The following is a 13,000-nucleotide window of genomic DNA, read 5'->3' on the forward strand; positions in this document are numbered from 1 at the left end:
CGATCGTTCGGCCGGACTGGCTCTCTCAGGCGCTCTTGCGAGCATATACCGCCCGTGGCGGCTGGCCATTCTGATTGAACCGCCTGTAGACGGTCTGCGACGGCCGTCCGACCAGGTAGCGTTCCGCGCCATCCTGCAGCGCCCGCGCATAAACTTCGAGCGCACCGTCGATCGCTTCCAGGGTATAGTCTATGTCGGCGTCCTGATGCGTGTAGCTGACGACCAGCGATGGCATCAGGATGCCACGGCGTATCGTTTCCTGCAGCAGCAGGGAACGGAAGGATTGCGACGGATTGCCGTCCCGGTCGAGCGTTGCGTAGGTCAGACAGCACGGCCGGCCAACCGGATAGACGAAAGCGTCGATCCCGTGCCGCTGCGCTGCCTCTTCCATGCCGGCCTTCAACTTGCTCCCCTGCCGGTTGAGGTGCTCGATGACCGGCTGTGTACGGTAGATTTCCATCGTGGCGATGCCGGCGGCCATGGCGTGGGTTTCCGCGCCATGCGTCGTGGAGAGGAGAAAGACACGTGGCAGGTCGGAATGATCGAGTCCGCCGAGGCGCATGAATTCTCGTTTTCCGGCAAGGGCGGATAGCGAGAAGCCGTTGCCCATCGCCTTGCCGAAGCAGGACAAATCAGGGGTAATGCCGTAGAGATGCTGCCCGCCGCTGGCATGCCAGCGGAAGCCGGTGATCATTTCGTCAAGGATGAACAATGTGCCTTCGCGACGGCAGATTTCCTGGACGCGGTGCAGGAAGCCGTCCACCGGCTCGTCGCTTCTCGCCGGCTCCAGGATGAGCGCGGCGATCCTGCGGGGATAACGAAGGAATAGCGCCTCGACGCTCGCAACGTCGTTGTAGCGGAAAGTAAGGGTGAGGCGGCGTGTCGCGCGCGGGACGCCGGCGTTCATCGGCGTCGTGCCGATGAACCAGTCGTCGGTCGAGAAGAATGGGTGGTCGCCGCAGCACGCGACGAGATCGCGCCCGGTATAGGCGCGGGCGAGCCGGACGGCGCCGGAGGTGGCATCGGAGCCGTCCTTGCAGAATTTCACCATCTCCGCGCCATGGACGATACGAAGGAACGTTTCTGCGCAATCCGCTTCTATTCGCGCCGGACGCACGAAATTGCTACCGCCCTTCATCGCGGCCATCGCTGCCTCGAGGACAGGCGGGAAGGCATGACCGAGGCCGACGGTGCGGTTGCCCATACCAAATTCAATAAACTCGTTGCCGTCGACGTCCCAGACGCGACAGCCCTCGCCTCTTTCAATGAATCCCGGGGCCAAGACCGGATATTGATCGTCGCCTTTCGCGTAGGTATGGGCGCCGCCGGGGATGAGCCGGCGCGCCCTTTCCCGAAGACGCTCGGACTGTGCGAATTCCGAAACCATAAGACCTGCCATGTGCATACATCCCCTCGAAATCCTGGCACGGGAGTTTAGGCAAAGCGCATCCGGTTTCGCCGCAGGAAAACGAATAGAGCGCGTAGCGCTAAAGATGTAGCGCCCTGTAACACTCCGCATGAGGCTCAAGGGGCGCCACCCCCTTCGCATCCCCGAACACCGGCCAGCGCCATACAAATCAAGAGAGCGCGCCCTCTTCGATAGCCGGCGGGACTATTCCGGACCGGGGACCTAAGCCCGCCGCATTACCTCTAATGCCATTCTTGCGGACAGGCTGTCGCGCTTTGCAGAATGCTGGAAACGACAAGGCGGTCTGGCAGATGTCGATGCCGAACAATTCCCCGAACATAATCTCTCCGCGGCGAAGCTTTTTCATCATCCGGCCGGAAGGTGGGATACCTGATCCGTTCACGATACCCGGCGGTGGAACACCCTTGCTCGACATGCCGGTGGATGGCGCCTTTCTGACCGGCGCGATCGAAATTCCGGCAGCAGGCCGGCTGCCGCTTGGGAGCAAGGCAAAAAGGCTGATGGACATTCTTGTGGCGACGCTCGCGCTTATCCTGGCCGCGCCAATAATGCTCGTGATCGCCGCGTTCATACTGGCGGCGGATGGCCGACCGGTCATCTTCGCTCACAGGCGCATAGGCTTCGCCGGCAGGCCCTTCGACTGCTACAAGTTCCGCACCATGCGGCCCGACGCTTCCGAAGTGCTGCAGAAGTATCTCGCAGACAATCCGGACGGCGCTCGAGAGTGGCGCGAGAGGAAGAAGCTGAAGCATGATCCAAGGATCACGCTGTTCGGGAAGCTTCTCAGGGTCTCGAGCCTCGACGAACTGCCGCAGTTCTTCAACGTGCTGCGCGGGGAGATGAGCTGCGTCGGGCCACGCCCGATCGTCGCCGAGGAGTTGCCGCTCTATGGTACTTCCGTCAGTGACTATCTGAGCGCCCGGCCCGGCATTACAGGCCTGTGGCAGGTGAGCGGCAGAAGCAGCATCGGCTATGCCGAGCGCGTTGCGCTGGATTCCCGGTATGTGCGCAACTGGTCCCTTCATCGCGACCTCCTGATCCTCTTGCGGACCGCCTTTGCCGTCGTCCGCGTCGATTACACTTCCTAAGCCCGTTCTGGAGCCGGTTATGATCAAGCAGATTTGGATTTCTCTGGCCCTGCTGGCCACGCTCATCGCACCGGCTCAAGCGGCGTTCCTGTGGGGCGCGAACGGGCATCCGTTCTACGCCTATCCGGGAACCTCGATCAAAGAGCAGTTCGACCTCCTCGCCGATCTCGGCATGAAGTCCTACCGGGTAAACATCTCGGGCATGGACAAGGCCGACGAACTGGCGGCGGTAGTCGCGGAAGGCAAGAAGCATGGCATAGCCGTCCTTCCCGTCATCACGCCGGGCGGCCTCGATAGCGATGACCCGAAGGTACTTTATCAGCGCGCCTTCGACCTGGCGGTCGGGCTCATCTCGCGCTTCAAAGGTGACATCCGGATATGGGAACTGGGCAATGAGCCGGAAAACCCGACTCTCATAAAGCCCTGCGAAATGAGAGACGACGGCACCCAATATCCCTGCAATTGGGGCACCGCATCCGGCCGCGACGTGCTCGATTACTATGGTCCGAGATGGAAACAGGCCAGCGCCATCCTGAAAGGACTCTCCGATGGCGCCATCTCGGTCGACCCGACGATCCTCAAGGCGATGGGCACGGCGGGTTGGGGCCACATCGGCGCGTTCGAGAGGATGAAGAACGACGGCATACGCTGGGATATCTCGGTATGGCACATTTACGGACAAGATCCAGAATGGGCCTTCAAGCGTCTTGCCGAATACGGCCATCCGATCTGGATCACGGAGTTCAACAATCCCTATGGCAGCCAGCGCGGCGATGAAGAGCAGGCGAAGGGGCTGAAATCCATGATGGCGCGATTGAAGGAACTCGCGCCGACCTACAAAGTGCAAGCCGCATTCGTCTACGAATTGATGGATGAGCCCTACTGGGCGCCCGATTACGAAGCCTATATGGGGCTGGTCCGCGTCGTTCCGAAGCCAGAAGACGGTTGGATGACCGGTGAACCGAAACCCGCATATGCGGCAGCCCGTGCACTTATCCGAGGCGAGGAACGCTCTATTCCAGCGGTTCAATGCCGGCTGGACAACGCCGGCAGGGGTGACGATCCGATCGACATGCGAAGGGTGCGCTATACCTACTGCATGGTGCTCGGCACCCAGCCGGACGCGGCGGAGCTTGCCGAATGGTCAGGCCGGCTCGAAGGGGGCAAGGCGAAGATTACTGACCTGATCGAAGCGATGTTCCGCACGAACGCTTTTTACGACAGGTACAGCAGTTTCGGCATGCCGGACCGCACCTATGTGAGCTTTCTCTACAAGCTGCTTCTCAATCGCGTCGCCGACAATGACGGCCGCAACAGCTACATGAAACAGTTGGCGTCAGGCACGATGACGCGCAAGGACGTGGCCGTCGGGCTCGCGACTTCGAGCGAGTTCAGGAGCAAGCATCCTGGCCTTTTCACCAACAATTCGAAAATGGGACCCGCGACCGGCCAGGCGGCAACCGGCGAATAGTCCCTACGGAAGGCTTACTCCCGCGAAAGCCGAGATATCCTCTGCTTATCCAATTGAGGCGGTCGTCTGTGGCGGGAAGAGAACGCTAGTCTGCGCCGGAAAACCAGTCTGGAGGAATGCCATGAAAGTGTTGGTCACGGGTCACCAGGGCTATATCGGCTCGGTAATGGTCCCGATATTGCTCGCAGCCGGGCACGATGTCACCGGGCTGGACAGCAATCTCTACGAGCGCTGCACGTTTTCCCGGGGTGGGCGGATCGCCGACGTGCCGGCGATCCGCAAGGATGTGCGGGACGTCACATGGCGCGATCTCGCCGGCTTCGACGCGGTCATCCATCTGGCGGCGCTTTCGAACGATCCGCTCGGCAACCTCAATCCGGACATCACTTACGAAATCAACCATCAGGCGAGCGTCAGGATCGCAAGAGAGGCCAAGTATGCAGGCGTCGCCCGCTTCCTCTTGGCGTCCTCGTGCAGCAATTACGGCGTCTCCGAGGAAGGCCTGATCGATGAGGAGGGCGAACTCAACCCCGTCACCGCCTATGGCCGTTCCAAGGTGCTTTCGGAACGCGACATCGCCAAGCTGGCCGACGGCAATTTCTGCCCGGTCTATTTCCGGCCGGCCACGGCCTATGGCGTCTCCCCGCGCCTGCGCTTCGACATCGTGCTGAACAATCTGGTGGCGTGGGCGGTCGCAGAGAAACTCATCTTCCTCAAATCCGACGGCAGCCCGTGGCGGCCGATCGTTCACATCGAGGATATATCGCGAGCCTTCCTGGCGGGCTTGACCGCGCCCGCCGAACTGGTCTGGAACGAGGCGTTCAACGTCGGTTCGACCGAGCACAATTACCGCATCCGAGATATCGCCCAGATCGTCACGGAGGTTGTACCGGACTGCAAGCTGACCTTCGCCAGCGATGCGGGGCCTGACAAGCGCTCCTACCGGGTCGACTTCTCCAAGCTGGCGCGCGTCCTGCCCGAGGCGAAGCCACGCTGGGACGCTCGCGCCGGCGCCAAACAGCTCTATACCGCCATCAAGGCATCGGGCCTGACGGTCGAAGATTTCGAGGGACCGCACTTCCAGCGCATCGCCCACATCCGGCATCTGATGAAGACGGGCGTGCTGCGAAGCGACCTGCGTCACATGGAAAAGGCCTCGCAGAAAACCGGCCGGATGGCGACGGTGCACTGACGTGTCGCCGGCGCGTCCGCGGCCCCTTCCCGCCGATGCTCCGGAAGCGCCGGCTTCCGCCACGGGAGCGGAAATCTTCGCCCTTGCCGAAGCGATCTTTCCGATCTGCCGGAGCATCACCGGAGAAGGCGTCCGCGAGACACTTCGTATCCTCGGCCGGCATCTACCCCTGAAGCGTCGCGAGGTGCCGACCGGCACGCGCGTGCTCGACTGGGAAATACCGAAGGAATGGGTGATCCGTGAGGCCTTCATAGAGGATATGAACGGCAATCGGATACTCGATTTCCGGGAGTGCAATCTCACCGTCCTGAACTACAGCATTCCGGTCGACCGGATAGTGCATCTGGAGGAACTCAGGGAGCACGTCCACACGCTTCCCGATCAGCCGGACGCCATTCCCTATCGGACGTCCTATTACGCGCCGCGCTGGGGCTTCTGCATGCCGCACAGACAACTGGAGGCGCTGGCGTCCGGCATGTATCGCGTTCGTATCGACAGCGAACTGAAGGATGGCAGCCTCGCCTATGGCGAGTATGTGCACCAAGGCGAGACGGATCGTGAATTCCTCCTCACGACCCATATCTGCCATCCGTCGATGGCGAACGACAATTGCTCCGGGCTGGCGCTTCTGACGCTGCTCGCACGGGATCTCAGCCATCGACGGACCCGTTATACCTATCGCTTCCTCTTCGCGCCGGGCACGATCGGGGCGCTCGCCTGGCTCGCCGCCAACGAGGATCGCGTAAAGCTGATCGACCACGGGCTGGTGATCTCCTGCGTCGGCGACAGCGGCGGACCGAGCTACAAGCGGAGCCGCCGCCACGACGCCTTCATCGACCGGGCCATGGCGCATGTGCTGCGGAACGCAAGCGGTTCGCGTCTCCTCGATTTCTCGCCTTATGGCTACGACGAGCGGCAATTCTGCTCGCCGGGCTTCAACCTTCCCGTCGGTCTGTTCCAGCGCAGCACCTTCGCCACCTTTCCGGAGTATCATACTTCGGCTGACAATCTGGATTTCATCCGGCCGGAATATCTCGCCGATTCCTATCGGCTGCTGATGGATGCCATCGACATCGTCGAAAAGGATTGGACGCCGCTCAATCTTTTCCCGAAAGGGGAGCCGCAGCTCGGCCGCCGCGGCCTTTACGGTGCGCTCGGCGGCGACAAATCCGCCAGCGAAAAAGCCATGGCGATGTTGTGGGTCCTTAACCTGGCGGATGGCGAAAACTCGCTCCTGGCGATCGCCGAACGTTCAGGCTTAAACTTCGATGACGTGGCTGGAGCGGCCGAACTGCTGCGGGAACACGGCCTCCTTGCCGCATCGGTAGCAGAATAGGCTTCACGCGATGCCGACGGGTTCCAGCGCAGGCCATTTCCGATCGTTGTCGGACAGGATCGACGGAGAAGCCGGCCAGTCGATTGCAAGCAGCGGGTCGTCGTAGCGGATGCCGCTCGCCGCCGCCGGCACATGAAATTCGGAAATCAGATACGCCACCGTAGTCTCGTCCGCGAGTGTCTGGTGTCCGTGTGCAAAACCCTTCGGCACATAGAGCTGAAGCCGGTTTTGCGCCGTAAGATCGAAGGCCACCCATTGCCGATAAGTGGGTGATCCGGGGCGCAGATCGACGATCACATCGAATATCGCGCCCTGGATGCAGGAGACGATCTTTACTTCGGCATAGGGCGGGCGCTGGAAGTGGATGCCGCGCAAAGTGTGTCGTTTCCGCGAAAATGAGATCGAATGCTGGACGAACTTCGTTTCCAGCTTGCGCGCGCCGAATTCCTGGACACAGAAGCTGCGTGCGAAAAAGCCCCTGTCGTCATGAACCGGCTCCGGCGCGACCAGCCAGGCACCCTTGAGCACGGTTTCCTCGAAACGCATCCCTGCCCTACCCCACGCGACCTCTGGCCGCGAGATGGCGGCCACAACACCATGTCGCGGCGGCGGACCGGGCGATATCCGCCTCCAGGACGGTTCATGCTGGACGAAAGGCTGAGTGGCGGGCCGCGCTTACGCCTTCAGGTGAGTGAGGGCGGTATGCACTCGGCTATTGTCTGTAAAGCGCGATGCAAGCGTACCGGGCGGTCGTTCAATGGAGTTATTCCGGCCGATCGAATTGCCGGATCGTCAGCCATGCCCGGCGCCGTCTACTCTTCGTGTGCTCGCAGTTTGAACGCATCGACCGATTGCGTTCTGAAATCCGGAGGAGCGCATGAATATCCAGGCCAGCGAGGCCAGGCTGCAAACTTCGGCCGAACCTCTGCATACATGCCGGCTCTGCGGCGCCCATCTCAAGCACAATTTCGTCGATCTCGGCATGTCGCCGCCATGCGAAAGCTTTCTCAGGGCCGATCAGATCGATGGCGTGGAGCCCTATTTCCCGCTCCGCGTCATGGTCTGCGAATCCTGCTTCCTCGTGCAATTGCCGGAATATGTCAGCGCCCGCGAGATTTTCACCGACTACGCTTACTTCTCCTCCTATTCGACGAGTTGGGTCGAGCATGCCCGGCGCTATTGCGTGGCAATGAAGGAGCGGTTCAATCTCGGGCCGGCCAGCCTCGCAGTCGAGCTCGCCAGCAATGACGGCTATCTGCTGCAGCATTTCCTCCCGCTCGGCGTGCCCGTGCTCGGCATCGAACCGGCCGCCAATGTCGCCCGCGAGGCCGTGGCAAAAGGGGTGCCGACGCTGATCGAATTCTTCGGCGTGGACCTGGCGAGAAGGCTGGTCGCGCAGGGAAAGCGCGCCGACCTGATCGCCGGCAACAACGTGCTCGCGCAGGTGCCCGATCTCAACGATTTCGTGGCCGGCATGGCGCTTCTCCTGAAGCCGGAGGGGGTCATCACGCTCGAATTTCCGCATATCGAGCGGCTGGTGAGCGAAAACCAGTTCGACACCATCTACCACGAGCATTTCTCCTATTTCTCGCTGACCACCGTGGACATCATGGCGCGCCGGCACGGGCTGAAGGTCATCGATGTCGAGGAATTGCCCACGCATGGCGGATCATTGCGTGTCTATCTCGCGCACGAGCGGAGCCATTGGGCCGATTCACCGGCGGTCGCCGCCTTGCTGGAGCGCGAGGAACGGCGCGGCTTCAGGGAAATGACCGTCTATCTCTCCTTTGGCGAGCGGGCGCGGCGGGCCAAGCGCGACCTGCTGGCTTTCCTTGTTACCGCCAAGAACGACGGCAAGACGATCTGCGGCTATGGCGCACCGGGCAAGGGCAACACGCTCCTGAACTATTGCGCGATCGGCACGGATTTCCTCGACTTCACGGTCGACCGCAACCCGCACAAGCATGGCCGCTTCACGCCGGGCATGCACATCCCCATCCGGAGCGTCGAGGCGATCGACGAGGCCAAACCGCACTACATCCTGATCCTGCCCTGGAATTTGAAGGACGAGATCATCCGGCAGATGCGGCACGTCGCGGCCTGGGGCGCGAAATTCGTGGTCCCCATCCCCTTCGTGACCATCATAGATCCCGAGGAGTATCCGTCATGAAGGTCGTCCTGTTCTGCGGCGGGCTCGGCACGCGCATCCGCGAATATTCCGACAGCGTGCCGAAGCCGATGATCCCGCTCGGGCACCAGCCCATCCTGCGCCACGTCATGCAATATTACAGCGATTACGGGCATGACGAATTCATCCTGTGCCTCGGCTACAAGGCCAACGTCATCAAGGATTTCTTCCTGAACGCGCGCCCGCAAAGCTTCTCCGACTGCGTCATCTCGGACGGTGGCCGCGATGTCCGTATCCTGGACGAGAATCCGAAGGACTGGCGCGTCACCCTCATCGACACCGGCATCTGGCGCAATATCGGCGAACGGCTCTGGGCCGTCAGGAACTTCGTCAAGGGAGAGGAAATCTTCCTCGCCAATTATAGCGACGGGCTGACCGACGTCGATCTCGACGACATGCTTTCGCGTTTCCGTGCCAGCGGCAAGCTCGCCTCCTTCCTCGCCGTGCGGCCGCCGCTTACCTACCACCTCGCCGATATCGCAGAGGACGGACGGGTTCGCGAGTTCCGGACATCGACCACTTCGGACATCTGGATCAATGGCGGCTATTTCCTCTTCCGTGGCGAGATCTTCGATTACATGCGCGAAGGCGAGGAACTGGTGCTCGAGCCCTTCGCCCGCCTCATCGCCGAGGACAAGCTGATGGCCTACAAGCATGAAGGCTTCTGGCGATCCATGGACACGCTGCGCGACTGGCAGGCGCTGGAGGACATGGTCGAAAAGGGCAACATGCCCTGGGCCCGGCGGATGCATGCCCATGCGATCAGGCCGGCAGCGGCCAGCGCATGATATCGCTATCCGTCGGCCGCGCCGGCGAGCGCCTTTCGGTCCTCTGTCTCGGCGCCCATTCCGACGACATCGAGATCGGCGCCGGCGGCACGATCCTGTCGCTCATCGCGCATGGCGTTCGGCTCGAAGTGACATGGTGCGTGGCAAGCGCTACGGGGCGGCGCGAGGGAGAAGCCCGCGCCTCGGCGGCCGATTTCACCGCGGGGGCGGAATCCGTCTCGCTGGAATTCGGCTCTTTCGACGACAGCTTCTTCCCCGTCCAGATGCGCGAGATAAAGGAATGGCTTGCCGCCGTTCGCAGCCGTTCGGCTCCGGACATCGTCTTCACGCATCGGCGCGACGACGCGCATCAAGACCATCGCGCGATAAACGAGATCACCTGGAACCTCTTCCGCGATCATCAGATCCTTGAATACGAAATCCCCAAATGGGACGGCGACATCGGCCGACCGAACATCTACGTGCCGCTCTCGCGGGAGGAATTGGAGCGCAAGGTGGAATTGCTTCATAGCCACTTCGGCAGCCAGCGCTCCAAGGATTGGTTCGATGCCGAGACCTTCGGGGGACTGGCCCGGCTTCGCGGGATTGAATGCCGCGCGCCGGAAGGCTTCGCGGAAGCCTTCACGCTCAGAAAAGCCTGCCTCTCATTCGGCTAAACACGCCTCATTCGGCCGCACGTACCTGCCCGCCGGCGTTGCCGGAGGCATATGGCTCAAGCGTCTGTGCTGTTTCTGTTTCCGGCTTCGTGCGATCGAGGTATCGCGTCAGTGCGAAAACGAGGTGATAGAAAATGGAGGCCGGCACCTCTGTCGCGACGGCCCTCCCCTTCTCGTCGATGCGGTCGATCCAGAGACCGGCCGGGGCCGGGTCGATATGCCAGCGGAAAAGCCGCGCGACACGCGCTTCGATTTCTGGCGCCAGATCGGGGCCACCCGTGCCGTCGAGCGCGATGGCGGCCTTCACCGCCTCCGTCTGCGGCCAGCTTCGTGAGATACGATCAAGCGGCGCACCACTGCGAGAGACAGCGCCATAGGCAAGGCCGGTCGCGCGATTGAGCCCGTTGGCGACGGCGGAGGCGTAGAGCTTGCGAGCAAACGGGATCAGGTCTTTCTGCCCGCTGCGGGCCGCGAAGTCGCTGAGCAGGGCCGCCCACTCGAAATGGTGGCCGGGCTCCGTCCAGTCGCCCTCCGTTCCCGTGGCGGGTTTCCAATCGTCGTCGAAGAACTCACCCAGCGTCCAGCTGTCGGCATTGAAGAAATGGTTGCGGAAAAGATCGACGATGCGCGCGGCGCGGCGCAGATAGTCCCGTTCGCCGGTCGCCTCATGCCATGCGAGGAACGCTTCCAACAGATGCATGTGCGGATTGGAGCGCCGCAATCCGCCGCCTTCGGAGGTTTCGAGGAAGCCGGTCAGTTGCCTGTCCTCCAGATGCCCGTCGAGGAAAGCCATGGTTTCCTGGCCGAGTTGAAGCGCGCCTGGATGTCCGGCGATATGGGCATGCGCCAACGCGAGCAGGACACATGCATGGTCATAGGCGTCTTCCACCGGGTCCACGACCTCGCCTCCGACACTCAGAGCGCGGACGAAGCCGCCTCTCTTCGTCCTGCCATTTTCCACCATGAACCGGATACCGTGGTCGATGAGGGCATCGGCCGGTCCGTTCCAGCCGCGTTCCCTGGCGACGGCAAAGGCGTAGACCTGTCGCGCCATGGTGCGCATGCGTTTTACTTTGGGCAGCGGCGAGCCGTCGAAGGCCAATGCTTCGAAGAAGCCGCCATGCCGGTAGTCCGCGCCGGCGACGGACCAAAGCGGCAGCGCTTCGTCGAACAGCCAATGGGCGACACGCCGCCGCCAGGTGCCCGGTACGACGACGCTATCGTCGGCAGGCGTGAGCTTGGTCTCCAGACGTCCGCTCTTTTCGAGGCGCTCGACAATCGTCCTGACTTGCTGGCTGAGCCCAAGCGGCGCGACGAAGGTGGCGTCGGGAGTCGATACGATCGCGACGTCCTTCATGCCGATCGTCGCGAGCAGCCTTCCAGAGCTTCTGAGATAGCTGCGTTCGCAATCGATCGCCATGATGTCACCTGTCAGAACGTTGCCGCCCTGATCGGCGTTTCCCGCCTCAAGCAGAGACTGCCATGATCCTAGATCGCTCCATCGGAATGCCGCCGGCACCACGGCGATCGGGCTGGCGTGCTCCATGACCGCATAGTCGATCGAGATAGAAGGAATTGCCGCATAAGCGTCGAGCGGCAGACGGATGCCGGCAGGACCGGTTGCCGCCGACTGAAGCGCCGCCTTCGCGCGCTCCCAGATTTCCGGGGCGAAGGCGAGGAAGGCGTCGCGCATCGTGCTTGCTCGGAACAAGAAGATGCCGGCATTCCAGAAAAAGTTGCCGGCATCGACATAACCCCGCGCCGTGGCGATATCCGGCTTCTCGACGAAGCGTCGAACGGCGCGAGCCGAGGGCGCAACGATCGCCTCGCCGGCCTCGATATAGCCGTAGCCCGTCTCGGGCTTGGTCGGCCGAATGCCGAAGACGACAAAATGCCCTGCCTCGGCTGCCGTCGCGCCTGTCTCGATCGCCTGCCGGAACTGCCGATCAGTCGAGATTTCATGATCGGACGGCACGACCAGGACAAGATCGTCGCCGAAATTCGCTAATGTGCTGAGTGTTGCAATAGCGACCGCGGCGGCCGTGTTGCGGCCGATCGGCTCGAAGATGGCGTTGCCGCCGCTAAGATCGACCGTCGCCAGTTCAGCGAGCACGCGTTCGGCGTGACGCTCGGCGGCAATGACGAAGAGCGGCGTCTCCTTTTCCGGCAGGGCCTGCAGGCGGCGCAAGGTCCGCGCGAGCATCGATCCCTGGCCAGAGAAATCGTGGAATTGCTTGGGGCAGTCTTCCCGCGACAACGGCCAAAGGCGGGATCCAACGCCGCCACTTAGGACATAGCTCACGATCCTGCTGCTCATATGCCGTCTCGCCTCGTTTCGGTCCCTGTCTTCGGCCTATCGAGGAGATACAGAAGCCAGGCCGGGATGTGGCGGACGGTGCGTCCGTTCCGCTCCTCCGCAAACCTACCGGGCGCCCTTCGGGCGGTCGAGATTGACGGACCTAACTTAAACGGAGGTGCTCTTGGCCAAATTCTTCGTCCGTCCGCCTATATTTCTAACCTCCGCCTTATATTCCTCCTACTATTGGATGATATTTGCAGGGTGGGGAAATATCTCGGACTGCCGATCCGATATCAACGCTGGGCATTTTAGCGCGTGTTAATACTACTTTCCTGGATTAATTAACTATCCATATATTCGGAATCACATATAATGCTTCCCCCGCTTCGCAAATTTGAATCATGAGCCTGAGAGTGAATGACATGATCAAATATTCCGTGCTCCTTTGACTTTGACTAATGGGCGCCTATCTCCTTTAGGGACTATCCGGTCGGTGAACATCGCCACGTCTTAAGCTCCACTCGTTTTGTGAATTGAATGCCCGGAAAGCTGG

The 13,000-nt window shown here is 61.6% G+C and carries 10 protein-coding genes; 7 read left to right on the top strand and 3 right to left on the bottom strand.

Features of this window, described 5'->3' with window-relative positions:
- Positions 1-25: 25 nt before the first annotated feature.
- Positions 26-1,399 carry a glutamate-1-semialdehyde 2,1-aminomutase gene (locus tag RBH77_RS21925; protein ID WP_311029683.1) on the bottom strand — a complete coding sequence of 458 codons (1,374 nt, stop codon included), beginning with the start codon at positions 1,397-1,399 and terminating at the stop codon, positions 26-28.
- 326 nt (positions 1,400-1,725) lie between these two features.
- On the opposite strand from RBH77_RS21925, the gene RBH77_RS21930 reads away from it, so the two are divergent.
- The 4 genes from RBH77_RS21930 (at position 1,726) to RBH77_RS21945 (ending at position 6,516) form a co-directional block, all read left to right on the top strand.
- Positions 1,726-2,517, top strand: coding sequence for a sugar transferase (locus RBH77_RS21930; RefSeq protein WP_311029684.1), 792 nt, complete (start codon positions 1,726-1,728; stop codon positions 2,515-2,517).
- Between the two features lie 19 nt (positions 2,518-2,536).
- Complete coding sequence (locus tag RBH77_RS21935) at positions 2,537-3,988, top strand: DUF4214 domain-containing protein (RefSeq protein WP_311029685.1); 1,452 nt, start codon at positions 2,537-2,539, stop codon at positions 3,986-3,988.
- A 121-nt stretch (positions 3,989-4,109) separates the two neighbouring features.
- Positions 4,110-5,180 carry an NAD-dependent epimerase/dehydratase family protein gene (locus tag RBH77_RS21940; RefSeq protein WP_311029686.1) on the top strand — a complete coding sequence of 357 codons (1,071 nt, stop codon included), beginning with the start codon at positions 4,110-4,112 and terminating at the stop codon, positions 5,178-5,180.
- A gap of 73 nt (positions 5,181-5,253) precedes the next feature.
- A complete protein-coding gene (locus RBH77_RS21945; RefSeq protein ID WP_311032644.1) occupies positions 5,254-6,516 on the top strand; it encodes a DUF4910 domain-containing protein in 1,263 nt (420 codons plus the stop codon).
- Positions 6,517-6,519: 3 nt separating this feature from the next.
- Here RBH77_RS21945 and rfbC read toward each other — a convergent pair whose 3' ends face one another.
- Positions 6,520-7,062 carry a dTDP-4-dehydrorhamnose 3,5-epimerase gene (gene rfbC / locus RBH77_RS21950; protein ID WP_311029687.1) on the bottom strand — a complete coding sequence of 181 codons (543 nt, stop codon included), beginning with the start codon at positions 7,060-7,062 and terminating at the stop codon, positions 6,520-6,522.
- Positions 7,063-7,393: 331 nt separating this feature from the next.
- On the opposite strand from rfbC, the gene RBH77_RS21955 reads away from it, so the two are divergent.
- Genes RBH77_RS21955 through RBH77_RS21965 form a run of 3 tightly spaced genes read left to right on the top strand, consistent with a single transcriptional unit; the run spans position 7,394 to position 10,148 of the window.
- Positions 7,394-8,686: a methyltransferase domain-containing protein gene (locus tag RBH77_RS21955; RefSeq protein WP_311029688.1), complete on the top strand. Its 1,293-nt coding sequence runs from the start codon at positions 7,394-7,396 to the stop codon at positions 8,684-8,686.
- Positions 8,683-9,492, top strand: coding sequence for a glucose-1-phosphate cytidylyltransferase (locus RBH77_RS21960; RefSeq protein ID WP_311029689.1), 810 nt, complete (start codon positions 8,683-8,685; stop codon positions 9,490-9,492). Before RBH77_RS21955 ends, RBH77_RS21960 begins: the two co-directional genes overlap by 4 nt.
- A complete protein-coding gene (locus RBH77_RS21965; RefSeq protein WP_311029690.1) occupies positions 9,489-10,148 on the top strand; it encodes a PIG-L deacetylase family protein in 660 nt (219 codons plus the stop codon). Before RBH77_RS21960 ends, RBH77_RS21965 begins: the two co-directional genes overlap by 4 nt.
- A gap of 7 nt (positions 10,149-10,155) precedes the next feature.
- Here the strand turns inward: RBH77_RS21965 and RBH77_RS21970 are convergent, their stop codons facing one another.
- The gene (locus tag RBH77_RS21970) at positions 10,156-12,465 is read right to left on the bottom strand and encodes an AGE family epimerase/isomerase (protein WP_311029691.1); all 2,310 of its coding nucleotides are present in this window, start codon (positions 12,463-12,465) and stop codon (positions 10,156-10,158) included.
- Between the last annotated feature and the right edge of the window lie 535 nt (positions 12,466-13,000).

Origin of the sequence: Mesorhizobium koreense (assembly GCF_031656215.1) — a bacterium.
Taxonomy (GTDB): Bacteria; Pseudomonadota; Alphaproteobacteria; order Rhizobiales; family Rhizobiaceae; genus Mesorhizobium_L; species Mesorhizobium_L koreense.

Excerpts from the sequence above, each read along its gene's own strand:
- rfbC (WP_311029687.1), bottom strand. The coding sequence starts at position 7,062 with ATGCGTTTCGAGGAAACCGTGCTCAAGGGTGCCTGGCTGGTCGCGCCG.
- RBH77_RS21955 (WP_311029688.1), top strand. The coding sequence starts at position 7,394 with ATGAATATCCAGGCCAGCGAGGCCAGGCTGCAAACTTCGGCCGAACCT.
- RBH77_RS21930 (WP_311029684.1), top strand. The coding sequence starts at position 1,726 with ATGCCGAACAATTCCCCGAACATAATCTCTCCGCGGCGAAGCTTTTTC.
- RBH77_RS21935 (WP_311029685.1), top strand. The coding sequence starts at position 2,537 with ATGATCAAGCAGATTTGGATTTCTCTGGCCCTGCTGGCCACGCTCATC.
- RBH77_RS21965 (WP_311029690.1), top strand. The coding sequence starts at position 9,489 with ATGATATCGCTATCCGTCGGCCGCGCCGGCGAGCGCCTTTCGGTCCTC.
- RBH77_RS21925 (WP_311029683.1), bottom strand. The coding sequence starts at position 1,399 with ATGGCAGGTCTTATGGTTTCGGAATTCGCACAGTCCGAGCGTCTTCGG.
- RBH77_RS21970 (WP_311029691.1), bottom strand. The coding sequence starts at position 12,465 with ATGAGCAGCAGGATCGTGAGCTATGTCCTAAGTGGCGGCGTTGGATCC.
- RBH77_RS21960 (WP_311029689.1), top strand. The coding sequence starts at position 8,683 with ATGAAGGTCGTCCTGTTCTGCGGCGGGCTCGGCACGCGCATCCGCGAA.
- RBH77_RS21940 (WP_311029686.1), top strand. The coding sequence starts at position 4,110 with ATGAAAGTGTTGGTCACGGGTCACCAGGGCTATATCGGCTCGGTAATG.